Consider the following 23,577-nt stretch of genomic DNA (forward strand, 5'->3'; position numbering starts at 1 on the left):
GGGAACAGGTGCAGCCGGGGCTCGATCAAGCGAAGATGCTCGCGCAGACCGGGGGGGGCCACCAGACCGCGGGAGAGCATGGCCTCGATGTCCGCCATGTCCTGCACGTGGCCGCGTGCGATCTTGGCCAGGGCCTGGGCGCAGAGGTCGTAGTGGTGGCAGGCCAACCGCCCCTCGCGGGCCACGAGCGGGCTGCGGTCCTCCCAGCCCTCGAGCTCGGGCAGGTAGTCGCCGGGACATGTCCGCTCCACGTTGATCCCCACCCTCGCCGCGATGACGGGGAGGGCGCGGAGGAGCCGTTCATCCTCGGGAACGAGCTTGACGTCCAGGTCGATGGTGTAGGGGCGCCAGCCATAGAGCACGGCGGTGGCGCCGCCGGTGAGGTAGAGCCGCGCCTCCCTCTCCGCCTCTTCAGAGAGCGCGCGCAGGAACTCCCGGATCCGATCTCCGTCCGCTAGTTGGCCCATGCGGCCGCCCGCTCGAAGCTGACGAGCGTCCCCAGGAGGTCGTTGTACCGCGTGTGCGCCCCCTCGGAGTCCAGTTTCCGTAGCCGCTCGTAGAGGCGGAACTCGGGGGTGGGAAAGGGGGAGGGCACGTCGAGGCCGAGCCGGCGCAGGCGCGGGGCGCCGATGGAGACCACGAGGGCGGGTACCGACTCGACACCCCGCTTCAAATCCTCGAGGCCTTCCTGAATGAGGTCGCTCCCGGGAAGGCCCGCGCCCGGTCCCGCGCCGCCCCCGCCCAGGACAGGGGCGGCCCCGACCCGGGCTCGCGCCGCGTCCAGAGCGGCCCGGACGGCGTCGGGGGCGGTCCCCCCCGGTGCGGCTTTCGTGCGCACGACCTGCTCGGGATCGAAGAGGGCGGGAAGGCGCGCCGCCACCGCCGGGGCCTGGGCGGGGAGGGCGCGGGCGGCTGCCTCCCGGAGCGTGGTCCCCGCTCTCTGCGCCTCCGCCACCAGCGAGCCCACGAGGGCATGGGCGCGGCGAAACGGCATGCCCTCCCGGGCCAGGGCGACGGCCAGGCCCGCGGCCATCATCTCCTCGCTCTGGGCCGCCCTCCGCATGGCTTCCGCGACGAGGCCCAGGCCGGAGACAACGCCCTTCATCACTGCGAGCGAGGCGGCGGCGGTGTCGGCGGCGTCGAAGACCGCCTCTTTGTCCTCCTGGAGGTCCTTCTGGTAGCCGGCGGGGAGCCCCTTCATCAAGGTGAGCAGCCGCAGCAGGTCGCCGTCCACGCGGGCGGCCTTGCCGCGCACGAGCTCCAAGGCGTCGGGGTTCTTCTTCTGGGGCATGAGGCTGGAGCCGGTGGTGAAGGCCTCGGGCAGGGTGAGGAAGCCGTACCCGGGCCCGGAGAAGGCGATCAGGTCCTCGGCCAGCCGCGCCAGGTGGGTTTGGAGCTGGGCACAAGCGAAAACAAACTCCGCCGCGAAATCGCGGTCCATGACCGCGTCGAGGGCGTTGGCGGAGACGGCGGCAAAGCCGAGATCGCGGGCCAGGGCCTCCCGGTCGAGGGGAAGGGCCGTGCCGGCGAGGGCCCCCGAGCCCAGGGGGAGCACATCCACGCGCCCGCGCGCGTCGCGCAGGCGCTCGTGGTCCCGCACCAGGGCCCAGGCATGGGCGGCGGCCAGGTGGCCGAAGGTGATCGGCTCCGCGGCCCGGGTGTGGGTGTAGCCTGGCATGACCGTCTCGGCCCCCGCACGTCCCTTCTCCACCAGAGCGGTCACCAGGGCCGAGGTCCCCCCGAGGAGGCGGTCGATCGCGGTGCGGGTCCAGAGGCGGAGGGCGGTGACCGCCTGCTCGTTCCGGCTGCGGCCGAGGTGGGCCTGGCCGGCCAGGTCGCCCACGATCTCGGAGAGCCTGGTTTCCACGAAGCTATGCACGTCCTCGGCATCGATTTCCGAGTAGGCCGGGTCGGCAAGCGCCTTTTGGAGGACCTGCTGAAGCCCCGCCTCCAGGGCCCGCGCGGAGTCGGGGGGGAGGGCCCCGCATCGCTCCAAGGCGCGAACGTAGGCCTGAGAGGCGGCGATCTCCTCCGCGAGCAGGCGCCGGTCGAAGGGGAAGGAGCGGTTGAACTCCCAGAAGACAGCGTCGGGATCGCCCGCGTAATTGCCGCCCCAGAGCTTCACGAGGGGAGCCCGGCCCCAGCGGCGAGCGCCGTCCTAGCTGCGATAGTGCGCATTGATGTCCACGTAGCCATGGGAGAGGTCGCAGGTCCAGATCCAGCCCACCGCCCGTCCCGCGTGCAGGCCCACGCGGATGCGGACGGGGTCTTCGGAGAAGGCCCGCCGGGCCGCCTCCTCATCATAGGGGCGGGCCCGCCCGCCCTCCGCCACCCACACATCGCCGAGCCAGAGGTCCACTCGCCCCATGTCGACATCCACCCCCGCGCGCCCCACCGCGGCCAGGACGCGGCCCCAATTGGGATCACCGCCGTTTAGGGCGGTCTTCACGAGCGGTGACTCCGCCACCGTGCGGGCAATGCGGTCGGCTTCCGCCTCCAGCCGGGCCCCCTCCACCCGCACCTCCGCCACGCGGGTGGCCCCCTCGCCGTCGCGCACGATCAGGCGCGCGACCCGGCGCGCGGCCTCGACGAGAGCGCCCCGGAAGAAATCGTAGTCCGGGCCCTCCTCGAGGATGGCTCGGGCGGGCAAGGCGCCGCTGGCCAGGACGAGCGCCATGTCGTTGGTGGAGGTGTCGCCGTCCACCGTGATCCGGTTCAGGCTCTCTCCCACCGCCTCCCGCAAGGCCCCGCGCAGGAGCGGAGGGGCCACCTCGGCGTCGGTGGTGAAGAAGGCGAGGAGGGTGGCCAGGTTGGGGGCGATCATTCCCGAGCCCTTGGCCATGGCCCCGATGCGCGCGGTCGCCCCCCCCAGGGGGAACTCCACCACCACCTCCTTGGGGTGGGTGTCGGTGGTGAGGATGGCTCGGGCCGCGGCCGCCCCCCCTTCCCGCGAGAGCTCGGGAACCGCGCTCGCGATCCCCGCCCGCACCTTTTGCATGGGCAGGTTCACCCCGATCACGCCCGTGGAGGCGACCACCACTTCCTCGGGCCGGCCCCCGATCTCGCGGGCGAGAAGAGCGGCCGTCTCGCGCGCATCGCGAAGCCCCTGCTCGCCCGTGCCCGCGTTGGCGCCGCCTGCGTTCACCACCACCCCCCGCGCCTGCCCGGAGGCGAGGTGCTCGCGGGAGACGATGACGGGCGCGGCCTGGGCCAGGTTCTGGGTGAACACGGCCGCGGCCGCGCATCCCCGGTCGGCCACAATCAGGGCCAGGTCCAGGCCCTGGGGCTTGATGCCGGCGGCGATGGCCGCGGCTCGGAAGCCCAGGGGGGCGGTGACGCCGGTGGTCATCGCTTGGCTTCTACCGCGGACCGGGGAAGGCGCTCCCTGAGGGCTTCCGTCTTCGCGTCGCCGGCAGCGCGCTCGCGGGTCAGGGCCCGCACCCGCTCGGGCAGGCCGAAGAGGCGGATGAAACCCTCCGCATCCTTGTGGTCGTAGGCCATGCCGGTCCCGAAAGTGGCCAGATCCTGGCGGTAGAGACTGCGGGGAGAACGGCGGCCGATGGCCTCCGCCCGCCCCTTGAAGAGGCGCACCCTCACCTCCCCCGTCACTTCCACCTCCGTCTCGTCCACGAAGGCGGCCAGGGCCTCCCGGAGGGTCGAGAACCAGAGCCCGTCGTAGATGAGCTGCGCGTAGCGCACGGAGACGGACTGCTTGAAGTGGAGGGTGTCGCGGTCGAGGACCAGGCGCTCCAGCTCCCGATGGGCGAGGTGGAGCACGGTGCCGGCGGGGGTCTCGTAGACGCCCCGAGACTTGATCCCCACCAGCCGGTTCTCCACCAGGTCCAACCGGCCCACCCCGTGGGCCCCGGCCAGGCGGTTCAGGGCCTCCACGAGCGCGACCGGTCCCAGCCGCTGGCCGTCCAGGCCCACGGGCACCCCCTGCTCGAAGGCGAGGGTCACGACCTGGGGACGGTCGGGGGCGTCCTCCGGATCCACCGTCAGCTTGAACATTTCCTTGCGGGGGGCGTCCCAGGTGTCCTCCAAGTTGCCGCCCTCGTGGGAGAGATGCCAGAGGTTGCCGTCCCGACTGAAGAGGTCCTTGGGGGTCTGGTCGACGGGTACCCCGTGGGTGGCCGCGTAGGCGAGGGCGTCCTCGCGGGAGCGGATCGTCCATTCCCGCCAGGGAGCGATGACCTTGAGGTGGGGAGCGAAGGCGCCGTAGGTCACTTCGAATCGAACCTGGTCGTTGCCTTTGCCGGTGGCGCCGTGGGCGAGGGCGTCCGCCCCGGTGGCGAGCGCGGTCTGCACCTGGCGGTAGGCCAGGAGGGGCCGGGCAAGGGCGGTGCCGAGCAGGTAGTTGTCCTCGTAGACGGCGCCCGCGGCCAGGGCCTTGAAGGCGAAGTCCCGCACAAACTCCTCGCGCAGGTCTTCGACCACGCACCTTGAAGCTCCCGTGGCCAGGGCCTTGCGCTCCACCGCCTCGAGGTCGTCCCCCTGGCCGACATCCCCGCAGTAGGCGATGATCTCCGCGCCTCCGTAGGTCTCTTTGATCCAGGGGATGATGATGGAGGTGTCCAGACCCCCCGAGTACGCCAGCACCACCTTCTTGACCGTGCTCATTTCCGGGGCGCTCCTTCCGCGAGGCCGATTGGGGCTTCTCTCTTTTGATCGACGCTCAGCACCGGTTGAGCGTCCTTGGTCACGGCCCGCACCATGGCCGTCTCGTCGCAGCAGAGGTTCAGGGGGCAGGCCTTGCAATCGGTGACCAGCTTGTCCAGGAACTGCTCGCGGCGCGTGACTTGGAAGCCCAGGTTCAGGAAGAAGGGAACCCGCCTGGTCAGGGCCAGGACTTGCAAGAAGCCGCGCTCGCTCGCCCAGGCGAACAACCGCTCGGCGATGGCGTGGCCGATCCCGCGCCCGACCTGGTCCTCGCGCACGGCCAGCGAGCGCAGCTCGCCCAGTCCGGGGCCGAGCTCGGTGAGGGCGCCGCAGCCCGCCACCCCCCCGTCCACCTCCGCCACCAGGAAGTCACCCAGGCGTGCCCGCAGCGATTCCTCGCTGCGGCGCAGAAGGAGCCCCCGGTCCGCATAGCCGTTGATGAGGTCCAGCAGGACCGCCACGTCCCTCTCCTCCGCCCTACGCAGCCGCACCTGCACCTCCCTCGAGAACCGCCTCCAGGGCGGTCAGGAACACCCGAATATCCCCGCCCCCGATCGCGAGCGGAGGCAGGAGTCGCAGCACGTTGTCCCCGGCCTTGGTCGCGAGCACGCCCCGCTCACGGAGCCCCTTCAGGACCGGCCGGACCTCGCCCTTGAACTCCACCCCCAGCATGAGGCCGAGGCCGCGCACCTCGGCCACAACCGGGAAGCGGCGGGCCAGCCGTTTGAGGCCCCGGCGAAGGGCGGCGCCTTTCTTCTCCACCTTCTCCAGGAACCCGGGGGTGGTGATGCGGTCGAGCACGGCCAGGGCGGCCGCCGCCACCACGGGGTTGCCGCCAAAGGTGCTGCCGTGATCGCCCACTTGAATGGCGCCCGCGAGGTCCTGGCGCAGGAGAACCGCGCCTATGGGCAGGCCGCCCCCCAGGGGCTTGGCCAGGGTGAGGATGTCGGGGGTGATTCCGGCGTGCTGGTAGGCGAAGAGCCGCCCCGTCCGGCCGAGTCCGCACTGCACCTCGTCCGCCACCAGGAGGGCCCCCCGCTCGCGGCAGAGGTCGGCCAGGCCGCGCAGGAACTCCGGGGGGGCGGCCCGCACCCCGCCCTCGCCCTGCACGGGCTCGATCATGACGGCCGCCGTCTTCCCTCCGATCGCGGCCGCGGCCGCGGCCAGATCGTTCCAGGGGCAGAAGCGGACGCCGGGGAGGAGGGGCTCGAACGGCTCGCGGTACTTGGCGGTCCAGGTGACGGAGAGCGAGCCCAGGGTCCGGCCATGGAACCCGCGCTCGAAGGCCACCAGCTCGCTGCGCCCCGTGGGCTTCCCGATGCGCCGGGCGAACTTGATGGCCCCCTCCGCCGCCTCCGTCCCCGAGTTGCAGAAGAAGGCGCGGGCGGGGAAGGCCAGCGAGACCAGGCGCTCGGCGAGGGCCGCGCCGGGCTCGGTGTGGAAGAGGTTGCTGGCGTGGATGAGCCGGCCTGCCTGCTGGCGGATGGCGGCCACCACCCGCCGGTCGCCGTAGCCGAGCCCGTTCACGCCGATGCCGGCGGCAAAGTCCAGGTAGCTCCGCCCCTCCTTGTCGAAGAGCCGGGCGCCCTTGCCGGAGACGAGGACGAGGTCGCGCTCGTAGACGGGAAGCAGCGCGCTCACGCCTGCCCTCCTGGGCCGGCCGTGATGCGGGTGCCCGGGAAGCCCCCCGTGAGCCGGGCCCGGCCGGCGACCACGACCTCCGGGATCCCGGCCTGAACGGCCTCGAGCGCCACGCTCACCTTTAGAGCCATCCCTCCCCCAATCGTACCCTCCTCGATCCGGCGCCGGGCCTCCCCCGCGGTAAGGGACGCCACCGGGGCGTCCCCCAGGAGGACCCCGTCCACATCCGAGAGGTAGACGAGGATGCTCGCGCCGAGGGCGAGGGCGAGGCCGAGCGCGGCCTCGTCCGCGTTGACGTTGACCGACTCCCCCAAGGGACCGGAAGATACGGGGGAAACCACGGGCAGGAACCCGGCCCGCCAGAGGGCGAGCACGGGCCCGGGGTTCACGCACTCCGGTGTTCCGACCCGCCCCAGCCCCGGCTCCAGCCGCGCCCGAATGAGCCCGCCATCCCGCCCGGAGAGCCCGACCGCGGCCACCCCCGCCCCCATCAAGCCTGAAGCCAAGGCCTTGTTCACGACCCCGGACAGCACCATCTCCACTACCTCCATGGCCGCGGGCGAGGTCTCCCGGCGGCCCCCCACGAAGCGTGACTCGATCGAGAGCGCCCGCAGCAGCCGGTCCACGTGGCGACCGCCCCCGTGCACCACGAGGGCGTCTCCGCCCCCGTTCTTGAGCTCGGCGGCCAGGGGCTTCATGAGACCCGGGTCCTCGAGCGCGGGCCCTCCCACCTTGTAGACCCGGGCGCCCGTCAAGGGCCCTCTCCCCCCGGCAGGCCCGCCCCCTCCGGCCAGCCCAGGGCCAGGTTCAGGTTCTGGATGGCCTGGCCGGCGGCTCCCTTGACCAGGTTGTCGAGGGCGGAGAAAACCACCGCCCGCCCGGGGGCGCCCGCATGCACGGAGATCCGACAGTCGTTCGTCCCCACCACCTCCGACAGCCGGGGCGGCCCCCCCTCCATCACGCGCACGAAGGGCGAGCCCGCGTAGAAGGCGCGCAGGGCGCCCGCGAGCTCGCCGGGAGCAGCCCCCGTCTTCACATAGATCGCGGAGAGGATGCCCCGCTTCACGGGCAGGAGGTGCGGGCAGAACGTCAGGGGAACCGCCCGCCCCACCCGGTCCTCGAGCACCGCCTCCATCTCCCCCACATGGCGGTGGGTCCGGCCGGGGGCGTAGGCGGAGAGGTTGTCCGCCAGCTCACAAAAGAGAAGGTCCTCGCGCAGCGTGCGGCCCGCGCCGGTGGCCCCGCTCTTGGCGTCCACCACCACATCGTCCTCCACCAGCCTCTCGCGCAGGAGGGGTAGGAGGGGCAGGAGGACGGAGGTCGCGTAGCAGCCGGGGTTGGAGATGAGGCGGGCGCCGCGGATGCGGTCACGGTAGATCTCGGGGAGCCCGTAGGGCGCCCTCCCGAGAAGGTCGGGGGCGGGATGTTCGTGGCCGTACCAGGCTCGGTAGGCGGCGGCCGTGGGCAGGCGCAGAGCGCCGGAGAGATCCACGACCACGGCCGCGGGCCGGGCCCTCTGGAGCCGGGCCGCGAAGCTCGCGGCCACCTCGTGGGGGAGGGCGAGAAAGTAGGCGCCCGCTTCGCGTTCCAGGCCCGCCTCGTGGGCAAGATGGCCGTGGCCGGAGCCGGTCGTGAAGCGGACCTTGGCTTCAGGATGCGCGGCCAGGAGGCGCACGAGCTCCCGCCCGCTGTAGCCCGTGGCCCCGAAAACGCCTACGTCCATCCCCACTCCTACCCCCCGTCCCCCCAAACCCTACCCATCGCGGCGCCTCGCCTCCCGCAAAAGAAAAAACCCACTGGAGCAGCGGCTCCAGCGGGTCTCAAGGTCGGTTCGTCGTTTCGAGCGAACTAGACCGCGGCCACCCGCCGGACACACGGGGCTCGCCTCACGCGGGCCGCGGGTCGCTCGGCAGGGGGCAGCAACATCACAATAAGGAATGATACGCGCCCCAGGGCCCGTGTCAAGATGCGTTTTCCGGCTTTTCCGTGGTGCGGCCCGCGGGGGTAGCATAGAGCTCCGGCTACGAGGTGATTTCATGTCTGAGACCGTGACCGCTCCCCGCGGCCTTCCCCTCACCGACCTCTCCGAAGACGAGGCGATGTTCCGGGACCAGGTCCGCCAGTTTGCGGAGGAGAAGGTCCGACCCCTGGTTTCCCGGATGGACCGGGAGGCGCAGATCCCCCGCGAGCTCATCGACGCCTGCTTCGACCTCGGGATCATGGGAATCGAGGTCCCCGAGCCCCACGGGGGCGCGGGGGCGACCTTCTTCATGTCCATCCTGGTCGTGGAGGAGCTGGCCCGGGTCGACGCCTCCCTAGCCGTGCTCGTGGACGTCCAGAACACCCTCGTGAACAACGCCCTCCTGCGCTGGGGGACGGAGGACCAGAAGGCCCGCTATTTCCCGCACCTGGCCTCGAAGTGGGTGGGGGCCTACGCCCTCTCCGAGGCTGGCTCTGGCTCCGATGCCTTCGGCCTCGCCTGTCGGGCTTGGGACAAGGGCGACCACTACGAGCTGACCGGGCGCAAGCTCTGGATCACCAACGCCGCGGAGGCGGAGTTGTTCATCGTGATGGCCACCCTGGACCCCGCCCAGGGCTACAAGGGGATCACCAGCTTCCTGGTGGAACGTTCCTTCCCCGGCTTCGCGGTGGGCAAGAAGGAGGACAAGCTCGGCATCCGCGCCTCCTCCACCTGCGAGTTGATCCTGGAGGGCTGCCGGGTCCCGAAGCAGAACCTGCTGGGGGAGCCGGGCAAGGGCTACCGGATCGCGATCGAGACCTTGAACGAGGGCCGAATCGGCATCGGGGCCCAGATGGTGGGGGTGGCCCAGGGCTCCTTCGAGCACGGGCTGAAGTACGCCCAGGAGCGCCGGCAGTTCGGCAAGCCCATCGCCGAGTTCCAGGCCGTGCAGTTCCAGCTCGCCGACCTCGCCACCCAGATCGAGGCCGCCCGCCTCCTCACCTACAACGCGGCCCGGCTGCGCGACCGGGGCGCCCCCTTCGTGAAGGAGGCCGCCATGGCCAAGCTCTTCGCCTCTCGCGCCGCCGAGGAGGTCACCTCCAAGGTCATCGAGGTCTACGGCGGCTACGGATTTACGCGCGAGTACCCGGTGGAGAAGTATTTCCGCGACCAGAAGGTGGGCCAGATCTACGAGGGGACCACCAACATGCAGCTGATGGTGATCGCCAAGCAGATCCTGGGAAGGATGTAACTCGGACGTATCGCCCGCCCCGTCCGTCGAGGTCCCCGGGGCTCGGCCCAAAGTCGATCCCCTTTGTCTCCTGCAGGGGGAGCCGGCGAGACTTCGAAGTGCGGGCGGCGGCGGGAGCCTTCCCGCCCGCCGCCCCGCCCGCTCGAATCAGACCAGGGGCTGGTCGGCCGTGAACGTGAACCGGAAGGTGTGTTTCCAGCCCGGGAGCACCTCCACCGTCCGGTCGTACGTGACCGTGATCTGGCGGCTCGTATCCGTGGTGCTGATCTTGAAGTTCTGCTGCCGGATGTAGTCGTAGAGCCGCCGCTCGCGCACCTCCTTCATGAGGAGGTCCATGATCCTCTCGTCGGTGGGGGCCTTGTAGCGGGGGGTGCGCGCGATCTCGTTGACCTTGTCCGTGAACCCGTAGTGGTCGATGTAAGCGGGGCCGACGTTCCAGGCGGCGTAGGCGAAGGCCACGAGGGCGGCCAGGGTGAGAAGGGTCCCCAACCTGCCCTCGCCTCTTTCGTTCCTCATCTTCATGTCAGTCCTCTCGGCCACGACGCGGCCGTTAGCGGATCAGATGGAAGAAGCGGTTGCCGCGCGTCTTCCAGATCGCAAGCAGGGTGTCGCTCACCCATTCCCACAGCCCGGTGCGATGAAATTCCTCGCGGGAGGCTTCGTAGGACCAGTAGACGAGCAAGGCCCGGCCCTTGAGCTGATCCCGGGGGAGGAATCCCCAGAAGCGGCTGTCCCGGCTGTTGTCGCGGTTGTCCCCCATCACGAAGAGCTCGCCGGGGGGGACCACTCTCGGACCGTAGTTGTCGCGGCCGTCTTCCCCCCTTAGCCCGTACTCGGGGTCGTCGCGGCGGAGGGGGGGCTGCAGGAAGTGCACGTAGGCCTCGTCCAGGGGTCGGTCGTTGATGTAGACCTTCTTGTCCCGGATCTCGACCTTCTCCCCGGGCAGGCCGATCACGCGCTTGATGAAGTCGCGGGTCGGATCCTCGGGGAACTTGAAGACCACCACGTGGCCCCGCTGGATTTCCTTCTTGCCCAGGAGGAGAGACTCCCAGCGCCCCCAGGAGGGAGAGTAGACGAGCTTGTTGACGAGCAGGTGGTCCCCGATCAAGAGGTTTTTTTCCATGGAGCCGGTGGGGATCTTGAAGGCCTGCACGGCAAAGGTGCGGATGAAAAGGGCCAGGATGACGGCCACCACCACCGACTCCAGGTACTCGCGGGGCACCGATTTCTTGGCGGACCCTTCCTTCTCGGCCATTGCCTGGATATTCTAGCCGAAACCGCTCAATCGACGCGCAACACGGCCAGGAAGGCCTCCTGGGGAATGTCCACCCGACCCACACGCTTCATGCGCTTCTTGCCCTCCTTCTGCTTCTCCAGGAGCTTGCGCTTGCGGGTGATGTCCCCCCCGTAGCACTTGGCGAGAACGTTCTTGCGCAAGGCCTTGACCGTCTCCCGCGCGATGACCCGGGAGCCAATGGCGGCCTGGATGGCCACCTCGAACATCTGGCGGGGGATCATGGCCCGCATCTTGTCCACCAGGCTCTTGCCCCGCGCGTAGGCCATGTCCTTGTGGACGATCAGGGAAAGGGCGTCCACCGGCTCCGCGTTGACGAGCACGTCCAGCTTGACGAGGGGCGAGGTCCAGTAACCGGTCAACTGGTAGTCGAGGGAGGCGTAGCCCCGGGAAGCGGATTTCAAGCGGTCGTAGAAGTCGAGGAGGATCTCGTTGAAGGGGAGCTCGTAAGTGATCATGACCCGGGTGGTTGTGATGTATTGGAGCCCCTTCTGCACCCCCCGTTTCTCCTCGCAGAGCTTCAGGATGGGCCCCACGAACTCGTCCCCGGTGAGGATGATGGCGGTAATGATGGGCTCCTCGATGGCCTCGATGGAGCTGGGGTTGGGCAGCTTGGCCGGGGAGTCGATCTCCAGGACCTCCCCGTTCGAGCAGAGCACGCGGTAGCGCACGGAAGGGGCCGTGACCAGGAGCTCGAGGTTGAACTCGCGCTCCAGCCTCTCCTGCACGATCTCCATGTGGAGCAAGCCCAGGAAACCGCAGCGGAAGCCGAAGCCGAGGGCGGTGGAGGTCTCGGGCTCGTAGAAAAAGGAGGAATCGTTGAGGCGCAGCTTCTCGAGGGCGTCCCTGAGCTCCGCGTACTGGTCGGCGTCCACCGGGTAGAGGCCGGCAAAGACCATCGGCTTCACCTCCGAGAAGCCCGGCAGCGGCTCCGCCGCCGGCCGCTTCTCCTCGGTTAGGGTGTCGCCGATTTTGGTGTCGGATATCTTCTTGATCCCCGCCACCACGAAGCCCACCTCGCCTGCGGCCAAGCCGTCCACCCTCAGCGGCTTGGGCGTGAACACGCCCAGCTGCTCCACGTCGTAGGTGCCGCCCGAGGCCATGAGCCGGACCTTCATTCCGGGAGCCAGGCGCCCGTCCACGACGTAGACCAGGATCACCACCCCCCGGTACTGGTCGAACCAGGAGTCGAACACAAGGGCCCGCAAGGGCTCCTCGAGCCTGCCTTTCGGGGAGGGGACCCGGCTGACGATGGCCTCCAGGATCTCGTCGATCCCGACCCCTTGCTTGGCGGAGGCCAGGATGGCGTGGGAAGCGTCGATGCCGATGATGTTCTCGATCTGCTCCCGGGCCCGCTCCGGCTCCGCCCCCGGCAGGTCGATCTTGTTGAGCACGGGGATGATCTCGAGGCCGGCGTCCACGGCCAGATGTGCGTTGGCCAGGGTCTGGGCCTCGACCCCCTGGCTCGCGTCCACCACCAGGAGCGCGCCCTGGCAGGCGGCCAGGCTGCGGCTCACCTCGTAGGAGAAGTCCACGTGCCCGGGGGTGTCCACCAGGTTCAGGACGTAGTCGTTCCCGTCCCGGGCCTTGTACTCGAGACGCACCGAGTGCTGCTTGATGGTGATGCCCCGCTCGCGCTCCAGGTCCATGGAGTCCAGGAACTGCTCCGTCATCTCCCGCGAGGTCAAGGCCCCGGTCCGCTCCATCAGGCGGTCGGAGAGGGTGGTCTTGCCGTGGTCGATGTGGGCGATGATGGAGAAATTCCGGATGCGGGCCAGATCGGTCATTGGCGCCTCAGCCCTCCGCCCGGCCCACCACGACCAGGTCCAGCTTGACGCCGCCAAAGAAGAAGCCCCGGCCCTTCTCGTCCAGGCGCCAGGTGGCGTTGTAGCGAACGAGGCGGTCGGCCAGGGCCTTGATGAGCTTCCGGGCCCCCTCCTGCAGGGGCTCCGCCTCGGGGCAGGCCACCACCAGAACGATGCGGCCGTTCATGAAAGCCAGGAAGAACTCGTCGTCTCCCACCCCTTCGCGCGGGGTCCAGGCCGCGAAGAGGTCCTCCATGGGCTCCCCGGAGGCCAGGGAGGTGGGGATGCGGAAGAGAGCCGCGCTCCGCTGCTCCAGGAAGCGGCGAAGCACCCAGGGCCCGGCGTCGGGATCCGCGCTCTCGAAGACGATCCCTTTGGGCTCTAGCAAGCAGGCGTAGGGACCGTCCGCCAAGCGGCGGATCGACTGGAGTAGGCCTCCGATCTCGGAGGCCAGGCGCTCCTTTGACTCGAACACTAGAGTCCCAGCCCGTTCAGGCCGACCATGGCCACGCGGGCCGCCCCCACCACCCCCGCGTCGCCGGCCAGGTCCGCGAGCCGGAAGGAGCAGTCTGCGAAGACCTTGGGCCAGCAGCGCCCGCGGGTCTGCTCCACGACCCGGTCGAGCAGGAAGGGCCCCGCGGCCGCGACCCCGCCCCCCACGACCACGCGCTCTACGTTGAGGAGGTTGAGGGCGCCGCCCAGGGCTTGGCCGAGGGCCCGGGCCGTCTCCTCCACGACCTCGAGGGCGACGGCGTCCCCCGCCCGCGCGGCTTCCACGATGGCGGCGGGCTCCAGGGCCTTCCCGGCCAGGGTGGAGGTCGAGGAGCGCAGCTTCTCCTCCGCCCGGCGGGCCCAGCCCCGGCGGCCGGCGATGGTCTCGAGGCACCCCCGCGAGCCGCAGCCGCAGGGGACCCCCCCGGGATCGAGCTGCATGTGGCCGATCTCGCCCGAGTAGCCGCTGTGGCCGGTCCAGAGGCGGCCCCGGAGGATCACCGCTCCCCCCACCCCCGTGCCCAGGGTCACGAAGAGCACGCTCTCCGCGTCCCGCCCCGCCCCCAACCAGGCCTCGGCCAGGCCGGCGGCGTTGGCGTCGTTCTCGAGAAAGGCCGGCCGACCCATCCGCTTCGTCAACTCCTCTCCGAGCGGCATCCCCTCGAGCTGGGAGAGGGCGGGAAGGTTGGGAACCCCCCGCACCCGCGAGGTGGCATGGTCAACGATCCCGGGCAGGCCCACCCCCACCGCGCGCAGGGGGGCCCCCCCTCCCAGCCGCTCCACTGCCTTCGCCATCTGCTCGAGTAGCTTGTCCGCGGAGTCGTGGGCGATGGGCTCGTGGATCCGTGCCTCCACCCGGCCCGCCCCATCGATCCGGGCCCCCTTGAGGAACGTTCCCCCCACGTCCAGCCCGACATACATGTGTTCGATCGGGGCCACAGTCCTTCGGCACTATATCGCGAAGCGCCCAAAGGGTAAACGCTCGCTCCCCTGTAGTTGAACGCCGGAGGCTTCGGTGGTAGAAACCGTGTACCGGTGCAGCCGGCGCCCCGGATTGGTGGGGCGCGGGAGGAGTGGACGATGCTCAGGAAAATCCTGGCGGTCGACGACTCCGCGCTCATCCACCAGATGTACAAGCTCTTCCTCTCCCGTTACAAGAACTGCCGGCTCGTCAGCGCCATGAATGGGCTCGAGGCCCTCGACAAGCTGGCCCAGGAGGAGGGGATCGACCTCATTCTCCTGGACATCAACATGCCGGTCATGAACGGCCTCGAGTTCCTGCAGCGCGTCCAGAAGGAGCCCGCCTACCAGGCGATCCCGATCATCATCATCTCGACCGAAGGCAAGGAAGAGGACACCATCCGCGGCCTCAAGATGGGGGCCAAGGGCTACGTCAAGAAACCCTTCCAGGCTTCAGAGCTGCACGGCCTCATCGAGAAGATCACGGCGGAGTAGGAGGCTCTGTGGGGGACTTCCAGGTCTCCGCCGAGCTTCTGAACATCTTCCTCGAAGATGCGCGCGGGCATCTGGAGGCCCTCGACCGCGGCCTCCTCGGCCTGGAGCGGGAGGGGCTGGACCCGGAGACCATGACGGGCCTGCTCGGCCCTCTGCACACCCTGAAGGGCAACAGCGGAATGCTGGGCTTCTCGGGGATCAAGGACTACGTGCACCGCCTGGAGGATGTCCTGGGGCGGATGCGCGACGGGCAGCTCGACCTCTCCCCCGTCCTCTTCGACCGGCTCTTCGCGGGGGCGAGCGCGCTCCGCGACGCGGTGGAGAAGGCCTGCCAGCAGTCGCGGGAGGTGCGCGACCTCTCCCCGGAGCAGGCCGCCCTCGACGCCCTGCTGAAAGCGGGCCCCACCGCCCCCGCCGCCGCTCCCGTGGCCCGCCGGGCCGCGGTGGACACCCAGCACGTGGCCGCGCGCTCCAACATGGTGAGGGTGGACTTTGCCCAGCTCGACCACTTGCTGAACCTGGTCGGGGAGCTGGTGGTGTACCGCACCAAGCTCCAGGAGGTGGGCAAGGAGGCGGCCTCCCTCCTGCCCGGCCAGGAAGTGGGCCGGAGCCTCCTGGACACCGTCCACCAGATCACGGGGGTGAGCTCCCAGCTCCAGGAGACGATCATGGACATCCGGATGCTGCCCATGCGCCACGTCTTCGAGCGCTTCCCCCGCCTGGTCCGGGACCTGGCCCGCCAGCAGGGAAAGGAGATCGAGCTGATCCTGGAAGGCGAGGAGACCCGGGTGGACAAGGCCATCATTGACGAGGTCGGGGAGCCCCTGGTCCACATGATCCGGAACAGCGTGGACCACGGGATCGAGACCCCGGCCCGGCGGGTGGCCAAGGGCAAGACCGCCACCGGAACCATCCTGCTCTCCGCCGCCCAGGAGTCCAACCAGGTCGTCATAACCATCATGGACGACGGGGCGGGCATCGATGCCGCCCAGGTCCGGGGCAAGGCGGTGGCGCGCGGCCTGATCAAAGCCGACGAGAACCTGTCCGACCGGGAAGTGGTGCAGCTCATCTTCGCGGAGGGCCTCTCCACCGCGGAGGCGGTGACCGATCTCTCCGGACGGGGGGTGGGGCTGGACGTGGTGGTCAAGTCCATCGAGCGCCTGAACGGCCTGGTGGAGGCGGAGACCGTCCCCGGCGTGGGGACCAAGTTCATCATCCAGCTCCCCTTGACCCTGGCCATCATCTCCGCCCTCATGGTCGAGGTGGGCGGGCGCACCTACGCCATCCCCTTGGGCTCGGTGGTGGAGAGCCTCAAGTTCCGGCCCGAGGACGTCACGCGCATGAACGGCCGCGACACCCTGCGGCTGCGGGAGAGGATCATCCCCCTCTCCCACCTGGCCGAGCTCTTCGGCCAGACGGGGGGGGCGGGTCGGGAGGGCGGCTACGCGGTGATCCTGGGCCGCGGTGAGAAGCGGCTGGGCCTGGCCGTGGACCGGCTCCAGGGGCAGCAGGAGGTGGTCATCAAGGCCCTGGACCCCACGGTCACGAGCGTCACCTTCGCGGTGGCGGGCGCCACTATCCTCGGGGACGGTCGCGTGGTTCTCATCCTGGACGTGGCCGCCCTCTTCGAGGGCAAGCGCAAGATGGCCCTCGGCGGCGCCGCCGCCCTGGCCGGGGGCTCCTGAGATGTACGAGGCTTACTACGGGCTGCGCGAGAAGCCCTTCCGCAAGACCCCCGACCCCCGCTACCTTTTCCTCAACGAGGTCTACGAGGAGGCGCTGGAGCAGCTGCTCTTTGCGGTGGAAGAGATGGAGCTGGCCCTGCTCACGGGCGAGGTGGGAGCGGGCAAGACGCTCCTCTCGCGGGCCCTCGTGGACCGGGTGGGGGAGCGCTACGAGGTGGGGATGATCCTCAACCCCCGGCTCACGCCCCGCCAGTTCCTGCGCACGGTGGCGGGGGAGCTGGGGGTGGCCTCCCCCCGCTTCTATGCCAGCGATCTCCTGGAGCAGATCCACGAGCGCCTCCTGACCCTGGAGCGGGAGGGCCGGGCCGCCCTCCTGATCCTGGACGAGGCCCACCTCATCCCCGGCAAGCCCACCTTCGAGGAGATCCGGCTCCTCACCAACTTCCAGCTCGACGACCGGAACCTGATCGCGGTGGTGCTGGTGGGCCAGACCGAGCTGCGCGACCGCTTGCGGCATCCCGCCTATCGGGCCCTGACCCAGAGGATCGGGGCCCAGTTCCACCTCACGCCCCTCTCCGCCGGGGATAGCCTCGCCTACCTAAAGCACCGCCTGGGGGTGGCGGGGGCGACGCGGCCCCTCTTCACCGACCACGCCCTCAACCGGCTTCACGAGGCCGCGGGGGGGATCCCGCGGGTCCTGAACCACCTGGCCACCCAGGCCCTGCTGGAGGGGATGGGACGGGGCGCGAGCCTCATCGACGAAGAGGTCGTGGCCGCAGTGACGGCGAACCAGGATTTCCTCGTGGCGGTGGGACGGTAATGGGCCGCATGTCCGAGGCTCGGAAGCGGGCGCGCCGCGCGGACGGCACGGGCCCCACGCCCCCCCCGGATGCGCAGGAGCCGGCCGGCGCCGCCCCCCCCGAACATTCCCCCGCTCCCCCCCCGGAGGAGATGGTCTTCCCCTCCGAGGCTCCCCCCGCCCCCTCCCATGCGCGGATCGAGCTGCCTCCCTCCGGGCTGGCCGCGGACATCCTGGCCCGGGAGGACGCGGCCGCGGTGGCCGTGGAGTCGGAGCCCTCGTCCCCCGAGCCCGCCCCCGCCGGGGCGGCCCGGGCCCACAGCGTCTCATTCTTCGCCGCCCCCGTCCGCGAGGAGCGGGCCGCGGCCGAGGCCACCGAGCACCTCGCGACTTTTTTCCTGGATCGTGAGGAATACGGGGTCGACGTCCGACTGGTGCAGGAGATCCGGCGGGTCACGGAGATCACCTCTATGCCCCGGGCGCCGGAGTTCATCAAGGGCGTGATCAACCTCCGAGGGCGCATCATTCCCGTGGTGGACCTCAAGAAGAAGCTGGGCCTGGGCGAGGTCGACCTCGCCCCCGCCTCCCGGATCGTGGTGGTAAAGATCCGCGAGCGCCTGCTCGGCCTGCTCGTGGATGGCGCCTCCCAGGTTCTCAAGATCCCGCTCTCCAGTATCGACTCTCCCCCCGAGGAGGTGGTGGAGAAAGGCGGGGACTACATCCGGGGGGTGGCCAAGCTCGAGAGGCGGCTGATCATCCTCGTGGACCTGCTCAAGATCCTGGCCCTCGAGCTCCAGGCCGCGGGCTCGCCGGCCGGAGAGGCCTGAGGGGTTAGGATGGTAGAAGCCGCCCCGGCGGGACAACCGACTTCACAAGGAGATCCATGACGATGCCGCGACTCGCGGTGGCTCTGGCCGTGGCCTCCCTACTGTCATCCCCTCTGGGGGCGGCGGAGGTGGCGGTCCTCAAGAGCACGGAGACGCCCGCCTGGCGTCCCGCCCTGGACGCCATGCGCCGGGTCGCGGTCGGCCACAATGTGACCGAGTACGACCTGCGCGGCGACCGGACGGAGGCCGAGAAGGTGCTGGCCACCTTCAAGGGCAAGCCCCTCATCATCGTCGCCATGGGTCCCCTCGCCGCCCAGCTCGTGAAGGATCTGGCCCCCGAGAGCTCGATGGTGTACTGCATGGTCCAGGACCCGGCCAAGGCCGGCCTTCTCACCCTCCCCAACGCGGCGGGGGTGGCCTACGCCATTCCCGTCAAGAATCAGCTCGCCGCTTTCCGGATGGTCTACCCCCGGGGCGTGCGCATCGGCGTGATCTACAGCGAGGAGGGGTCCGGTCGCCTGGTGCAGGAGGCCCAAAAGGCCGCCCTGGTGGTCCGCTTGGTGATCGTGACGCGCCCGGTGACGTCGGAGAAGGAGGTCCCCCAGGCGCTGCGCGTCTTGCTCAAGGGCGACGACGCCGCGGACGCGCTCTGGATGCCTCCCGACCCCCTCCTCCTGACCACGGAGACCCGGCGCTTCCTGTTGGCCGAGACCCTGAAGGCGGGCAAGCCCGTGCTCAGCTTCTCCCCCGCCCTGGTGGTGGAGGGGGCTCTCGCCAGCAGCGGCGCCGACGTGGCTTCTATCGGCGAGCAGGTGGGGGAGCTCGTGGCCCGGCTCGCGGCGGGAGAGAAAGGCATACGCGGCACCCTCCTGGTGCCGCGGGCGGAGCTCATGATCAACAAGAAGATCGCGGAGAAGCTGCGCATCGAGATCCCGGCCGACGCCCTTCGGGCCGCGGCGCGCGTTTTCTAGGAGGGGGCATGCGTCTGAGAGTGCGATCCGTGGGCACCAAGTTGACCCTCCTCGGCGCCAGCTTCGCCATCGTGGTGGGGGCGGTGTCGGTGGTCTACGACTACATCGCCAGCCAGCGCCTCATGCGTCAGGAGATGCTCAAGCGCGGGCGCTACATCGTAGGCAACCTGGCCTACAACAGCAAATACGGGGTGCTCACCGAGGACAAGCCCCTCCTGGCCCAATTCCTGGAGGGGGCGCTCTCCGGGGGGGGAAGAGAGGCGTCGGACGTGGTGGCGGCCATGATTCGGGACCAGAAGGGCGTCATCCTCGCCCAGAAGGGCCCACCCCTTGCCGACCTGCCCCCCACCCCCGCCGCGACCTTCGAGGAGAGGGAGACCGCCACCGTCGCCGGCGAGCCCGTCATCCTCTTCCGGGCTCCGGTCACCACCGACGTCGCCAGCGGGGGAGGCGACATGGCGGCCGAGCTCGGCGTGGCCGCCACCCCCAGCGGCCCCTCCCTCAAGGGGGGGGTCGAGGTTGCCATCAGCAAGGCGGTGATGGTCGCTCAGCAGCGACGCCAGGCCCTGGAGACTCTGGGCGTGGGCAGCCTGCTCATGGCCCTGGGCCTGGGCGGGGGCTGGTACCTCCTCGGGCGCTGGTTCCGTCCCCTGAAGCACATGGCCGAGGTATCCGAGGCGGTGGCCAAAGGGGATCTCATGGAGAGCCTGACCATCCAGACCGATGACGAGATCGGTACTCTGGCCCGCGGCCTGAACGAGATGGTGGCCAACCTGCGCCGGATCGTCGACAACATCCAGGAGGCGTCGGTTCAGGTAGCCTCTTCGGCGGGAGAGATCTCGGCCAACGCCAAGCTCATCATCCAGGGGGCGCAGGGGCAGGCGCAGGCCGCGGAGGAGACGTCCACGTCCATGGAGGAGATGGCGGCCTCCATCCAGACCGTGGCCAGCAACGCCCAGAGCCTCGCCAACTACGTGGAGGAGACCAGCAGCTCCGTCACCGAGATGGGGGCCTCCATCGAGCAGGTGGCCCGCTCCAGCGCCACCCTCGCGGGCACGGTGACGGAGGCCTCGGCCACCATCGAGCAGATGACGGTCTCCATCGATCAGATGGCCAAGAATCTGGAGAGCCTGGCCGGCACCGTCAACGAGACCACCGCCACCATGGAGGACATGACAAGCTTCATCGCCTCCGTGGCCCGCAACGCCGAGGCCTTGAGCAACGCCGCCCAGCGCACGAGCCACACCGTCTCCGAGATGGCGGGGGCGGTGAACGACGTGGCCAAGATGACCATCGAGGCGGACCGGATCAGCGGCAAGGCCTCGGAGGACGCCCGCACGGGAGGGGAGGCCGTGGCCCGGACCATCGAGGGGATGAAGAGCATCTCCGACACCATGGAGAACACGGCCCGCGTGATCACGGGCCTGGGCCGGCGCTCCCAGGAGATCGGCCGCATCCTGGAGGTGATCGAGGAGATCGCGGACCAGACCAACCTCCTCGCCTTGAACGCGGCCATCGAGGCGGCCCGAGCGGGGGAGGCGGGCCGTGGCTTCGCGGTGGTGGCGGATGAGGTGCGCAAGCTCGCGGAGCGGTCGGTGGAGGCGGCCAAGGAGATAGGGGACGTGGTGCGTCAGGTCCAGCAGGAGACGGGGGACGCGGTGGAAGTCGCCAAGGCAGGAGCGGCGGAGACCAAGCAGGGGATCTTGCTCGCGGACAAGGCGGGGCTGGCCCTGCGCAGCATCATCGACTCCGTGTCCCGCTCCAGCCAGCTCATGGCCGAGATCGCGGCCGCCACCTCCAAGCAGTCCCAGGCCTCGTCGGAAGTGCTGCAGACCGTCACCCACATGACCGCCGCCACTACCCAGGTCACGAGCGCGGTGCGGGAGCAGGCGGAGGGGTCCAAGCAGATCCGCCAGGCCATGGAGAACATCAAGAGAATCATGACCCAGGCCGCGGACTCGACCAAGGAACAGGCGGCCGGCGGCCGCCAGGTGCGCCTGTCCGTGGAGAACATGAACAAGATCGCCTCCCAGGTCGGGATCGCCACCCAGGAGCAGGCGGAGGGAAGCCGCCAGATCGTCCACGCGGTGGAGAAGATGAATTCCATGACCCAGCAGGTCTCCCATGCCACCGCCGAGCAGAAGAAGGGGGGGGAGCTGGTGGTGAGGGCCATCGAGAACATCTCGGAGATCGCCCGCGACAACCTGTCCACGGTGGAGGAGATGTCCAAGGCCACCGTCAATCTGGCCCAGCAGGCGGAGAACCTGGCCAAGTTGGTCTCGGTCTTCCGCGTGCAGTGAGAAGGGGGCAGGCCGCCCTCCGGCCCTAGGGTGCCCCGAGTTTAAGGATGGACATACAGGCTGCCCTGGAGGCGCTCCGCACCGGAGAGGAGGCGGTCCGCCGCAAGGCCGTGGACGAGCTCGGGGGCTCCGGCCGTCCCGAGGCCATCCCCCCGCTCCTTCTGGCGGTGGCGGACGAGAGCTGGCCCGTGCGGCAAGCGGCCGCCGACCACCTGGCCGCGCTCTCTCTGAAGACGCTCCTGCCCGCCCTGGAAGCCGCCCTCCGCGACGACGAGAACGCGGCCTTGCGCAACGCCGCCATCGAGACCTACGTCCGGCTGGGCCCGGCGGCGGTTCCCCCCCTCCTGACCCTCCTCGGGGACGCCGACGAAGAGGTTCGCAACTTCGCGGGCGTGATGCTGGGCTCGCTGCGTGACCGGCGCGCGGTGCCGCCGCTCATCGCCGCCCTTGGCGATCCGGACGTGAACGTCCGCCACGCGGCTGCGGCCAGCCTCGGCCAAATCGGGGACCCGGAGGCGGTGCCGCCCCTGATCGAAGCCCTGAAGTCCGAGCCCTGGCTGCAGTACCCGGCGATCCATGCCCTGGGCGAGATCGCGGACCCGCGGGCGGCCCCCGCCCTTCTCGGGCTCCTGAGCGACGACTTCTTCCGGGGGCCCGCCTTGGAGGCGTTGGGGCGGCTCGCGGATCGGGAGGCCCTGCCGCGCCTCATCCCCTACCTCTACGACCCCGAGCCCGCCCTCCGCAACATGGCCATCCGGGCGGTGGTGGACATTGAGCAGCGGGCCACCGCGGAGGGGGAGAGCCTGGATCCGGAGGTTGAGGCCGCGCTCCGGCGCGAGGACCTCGTGGACCACCTGCTCTTTACCCTCGGCGACGACGATCCCTTGAACCGGCGGACCGCGGCCATCACCCTCGGCTGGCTCAAAGAGCCGCGGGCGGAGCGCCTGCTCGTGGACCTGCTCGGCCAAGCCGGTATGCAGGAGTACGTCACCCACGCCCTCGTCTCCATCGGCTTCCAGGACCGCTCCGCCTACGTCCACGGCCTGGCCCATCCCGAGGACACGGTCCGCCAGGGGACGGTGAGATGCCTGGCTTTCATCGCGCCCGCGGGGGGGATCGACCTCGTCGCGCCCCTCATCCACGATCCCTCCGCGGAGGTGCGGGCAGAAGCGGTGGTGGCCATCGGCCGCCTGGGGGACGAGGACGCGGCCATGCTGCTCTTCGAGCTCCTGGGCGACGAGAGCGAGCTGATCCAGGAGAGCGCCATGGACGCCCTGGCCCGCATGTCCCCCGGGCGGGTGGTCCCCCTCCTCCTGCAGGCCCTCTCGAGCCCGGAGGCGGCGGTGCGCATTCGTTCCGCAGAGACCTTGGGCCTCGTCCGCGATCCCTCCACCGCCCCCGCCCTCATCGCGGTTTGTCAGGATCCCCGGGAGACCGTGCGCGCGGCCGCCATCAAAGCCCTGGGGGAGGTCGAGGCCGCGGGCGTCCTCGAGCACCTGCGCCTGGCTCTCGGGGACGAGAGCAGCCTGGTCCGGCAGCAGGCCGTGCTCTCCCTGGGCAAGCTCCAGGAGGCGGAGACCGCGGGCGACCTCATCCCCCTGCTCGCGGACCCGGATCCGCGGATGCGCTTCGTGACCCTGCGCGCCCTGGGCCAGATCCGGAACGCGGAAGCCGTTCCCCAGATGCTGCCTTTCCTGTCCGACCTCCGGAAGGAGCTGCGGTTCGCGGCCGTAGAGGCGCTGGGGACGATCCGGGCCCCGGCCGCGGTGCGGCCCCTCCTCGAGATCTTGCGCGATCCGGACCGCAACCTGCGGCGGACGGCGGCGGAGAGCCTGGGCATGATCGCGGACCCCCAGGCCGCGCCCCCCCTGCTCCTGGCCCTGGAGGACGAGCACTGGAGCGTCCGCTGCGGGGCCGCCACCGCGCTCGGGCGCATCCGGAGCGCCAAGGCCACCCCCGCCCTCCTCGGCCGCCTGGGGGACGAGGACCCGACCGTACGGCGCGCGGTGGCGGCCGCCCTGGGGGAGATCGGCGATCCCCGGGCCGCCGGCCGCCTCGTCGAGGCCATCGCCGATCCCGGACTCCAGCTCACCGCCCTCGAGGCCCTGCGCCGCCTGGGCGGAGCCGCCCTCCCCGAGATGGAGCGGGCCTTCTCCAGCTCGGGCCCGGATGCGCGGCGCCTGCTCGTGGACTTGGTGGGCAAGCTCGAGGAGCCCAACGCCCGCCGGCTCTTGCTCGCCGCCCTCGCCGACGACAGCGCCCAGGTCCGCGCGGAGGCCGCGCATGCCCTGGGCGACGGCGGTTTCCGCGAGGCCTTGCGTCCCCTGATGGACCTGAAGGCGTCGGATCCCTCCCCCGCGGTCCGCCAGGCCGCGGCCCAGGCCCTCAAGAAGCTCGCTCCCCGGTGACACCACGTTGAGGACAGCACCGGATCCGC

21 protein-coding genes are annotated in these 23,577 nt (G+C 70.3%); 8 read left to right on the plus strand and 13 right to left on the minus strand.

What is annotated here, in order from left to right:
* The 8 genes from VN461_23310 to argC form a co-directional block, all read right to left on the minus strand.
* Window positions 1–467, minus strand: a 467-nt coding sequence (locus VN461_23310) for a DUF6036 family nucleotidyltransferase (protein ID HXB57709.1), incomplete at its 3' end; no start/stop codon positions are given.
* Entirely contained in the window at window positions 455–2,125 is a 1,671-nt protein-coding gene (gene argH, locus VN461_23315; GenBank protein HXB57710.1) for an argininosuccinate lyase, read from the minus strand. The genes VN461_23310 and argH, both read right to left, overlap by 13 nt.
* Before the next feature lie 33 nt (window positions 2,126–2,158).
* Window positions 2,159–3,349 (minus strand): bifunctional glutamate N-acetyltransferase/amino-acid acetyltransferase ArgJ, encoded by a 1,191-nt coding sequence (gene argJ / locus VN461_23320; protein ID HXB57711.1) that lies wholly within the window; start codon window positions 3,347–3,349, stop codon window positions 2,159–2,161.
* Window positions 3,346–4,620, minus strand: a complete 1,275-nt coding sequence (locus VN461_23325) for an argininosuccinate synthase (protein HXB57712.1) — start codon at window positions 4,618–4,620, stop codon at window positions 3,346–3,348. The genes argJ and VN461_23325 overlap by 4 nt, the downstream gene beginning before the upstream one ends.
* Window positions 4,617–5,150 carry a GNAT family N-acetyltransferase gene (locus VN461_23330; protein HXB57713.1) on the minus strand — a complete coding sequence of 178 codons (534 nt, stop codon included), beginning with the start codon at window positions 5,148–5,150 and terminating at the stop codon, window positions 4,617–4,619. The genes VN461_23325 and VN461_23330 overlap by 4 nt, the downstream gene beginning before the upstream one ends.
* On the minus strand, window positions 5,137–6,300 hold the full coding sequence (locus VN461_23335; GenBank protein ID HXB57714.1) for an acetylornithine/succinylornithine family transaminase: 1,164 nt from the start codon (window positions 6,298–6,300) through the stop codon (window positions 5,137–5,139). Before VN461_23335 ends, VN461_23330 begins: the two co-directional genes overlap by 14 nt.
* Entirely contained in the window at window positions 6,297–7,055 is a 759-nt protein-coding gene (gene argB, locus VN461_23340) for an acetylglutamate kinase (GenBank protein HXB57715.1), read from the minus strand. The genes VN461_23335 and argB overlap by 4 nt, the downstream gene beginning before the upstream one ends.
* Complete coding sequence (gene argC / locus VN461_23345) at window positions 7,052–8,023, minus strand: N-acetyl-gamma-glutamyl-phosphate reductase (protein HXB57716.1); 972 nt, start codon at window positions 8,021–8,023, stop codon at window positions 7,052–7,054. The genes argB and argC overlap by 4 nt, the downstream gene beginning before the upstream one ends.
* Before the next feature lie 313 nt (window positions 8,024–8,336).
* On the opposite strand from argC, the gene VN461_23350 reads away from it, so the two are divergent.
* The gene (locus tag VN461_23350) at window positions 8,337–9,512 is read left to right on the plus strand and encodes an acyl-CoA dehydrogenase (protein HXB57717.1); all 1,176 of its coding nucleotides are present in this window, start codon (window positions 8,337–8,339) and stop codon (window positions 9,510–9,512) included.
* A gap of 147 nt (window positions 9,513–9,659) precedes the next feature.
* Here the strand turns inward: VN461_23350 and VN461_23355 are convergent, their stop codons facing one another.
* The 5 genes from VN461_23355 to VN461_23375 are packed head-to-tail and all read right to left on the minus strand — an operon-like array spanning window position 9,660 to window position 14,042.
* Window positions 9,660–10,034 carry a hypothetical protein gene (locus tag VN461_23355; protein HXB57718.1) on the minus strand — a complete coding sequence of 125 codons (375 nt, stop codon included), beginning with the start codon at window positions 10,032–10,034 and terminating at the stop codon, window positions 9,660–9,662.
* Between the two features lie 28 nt (window positions 10,035–10,062).
* Window positions 10,063–10,767: a signal peptidase I gene (gene lepB / locus VN461_23360; GenBank protein HXB57719.1), complete on the minus strand. Its 705-nt coding sequence runs from the start codon at window positions 10,765–10,767 to the stop codon at window positions 10,063–10,065.
* Between the two features lie 26 nt (window positions 10,768–10,793).
* Window positions 10,794–12,593 (minus strand): translation elongation factor 4, encoded by a 1,800-nt coding sequence (gene lepA / locus VN461_23365; protein HXB57720.1) that lies wholly within the window; start codon window positions 12,591–12,593, stop codon window positions 10,794–10,796.
* A 7-nt stretch (window positions 12,594–12,600) separates the two neighbouring features.
* Entirely contained in the window at window positions 12,601–13,086 is a 486-nt protein-coding gene (locus VN461_23370; GenBank protein ID HXB57721.1) for a hypothetical protein, read from the minus strand.
* Window positions 13,086–14,042, minus strand: coding sequence for an ROK family protein (locus VN461_23375; protein HXB57722.1), 957 nt, complete (start codon window positions 14,040–14,042; stop codon window positions 13,086–13,088). Before VN461_23375 ends, VN461_23370 begins: the two co-directional genes overlap by 1 nt.
* A gap of 141 nt (window positions 14,043–14,183) precedes the next feature.
* On the opposite strand from VN461_23375, the gene VN461_23380 reads away from it, so the two are divergent.
* Genes VN461_23380 through VN461_23410 form a run of 7 tightly spaced genes read left to right on the plus strand, consistent with a single transcriptional unit; the run spans window position 14,184 to window position 23,548 of the window.
* Window positions 14,184–14,558 (plus strand): response regulator, encoded by a 375-nt coding sequence (locus tag VN461_23380; protein ID HXB57723.1) that lies wholly within the window; start codon window positions 14,184–14,186, stop codon window positions 14,556–14,558.
* A gap of 8 nt (window positions 14,559–14,566) precedes the next feature.
* On the plus strand, window positions 14,567–16,243 hold the full coding sequence (locus VN461_23385) for a chemotaxis protein CheA (GenBank protein ID HXB57724.1): 1,677 nt from the start codon (window positions 14,567–14,569) through the stop codon (window positions 16,241–16,243).
* Window position 16,244: 1 nt separating this feature from the next.
* On the plus strand, window positions 16,245–17,063 hold the full coding sequence (locus VN461_23390; protein ID HXB57725.1) for an AAA family ATPase: 819 nt from the start codon (window positions 16,245–16,247) through the stop codon (window positions 17,061–17,063).
* Between the two features lie 8 nt (window positions 17,064–17,071).
* A complete protein-coding gene (locus VN461_23395) occupies window positions 17,072–17,869 on the plus strand; it encodes a chemotaxis protein CheW (GenBank protein ID HXB57726.1) in 798 nt (265 codons plus the stop codon).
* A 56-nt stretch (window positions 17,870–17,925) separates the two neighbouring features.
* Window positions 17,926–18,840, plus strand: a complete 915-nt coding sequence (locus tag VN461_23400; protein HXB57727.1) for an ABC transporter substrate binding protein — start codon at window positions 17,926–17,928, stop codon at window positions 18,838–18,840.
* 8 nt (window positions 18,841–18,848) lie between these two features.
* Complete coding sequence (locus VN461_23405) at window positions 18,849–21,140, plus strand: methyl-accepting chemotaxis protein (protein ID HXB57728.1); 2,292 nt, start codon at window positions 18,849–18,851, stop codon at window positions 21,138–21,140.
* 47 nt (window positions 21,141–21,187) lie between these two features.
* A complete protein-coding gene (locus VN461_23410) occupies window positions 21,188–23,548 on the plus strand; it encodes a HEAT repeat domain-containing protein (protein ID HXB57729.1) in 2,361 nt (786 codons plus the stop codon).
* Window positions 23,549–23,577: the final 29 nt, after the last annotated feature.

The sequence above is a fragment of the Vicinamibacteria bacterium genome (assembly GCA_035570235.1).
Classification (GTDB): Bacteria; Acidobacteriota; Vicinamibacteria; order Fen-336; family Fen-336; genus DATMML01.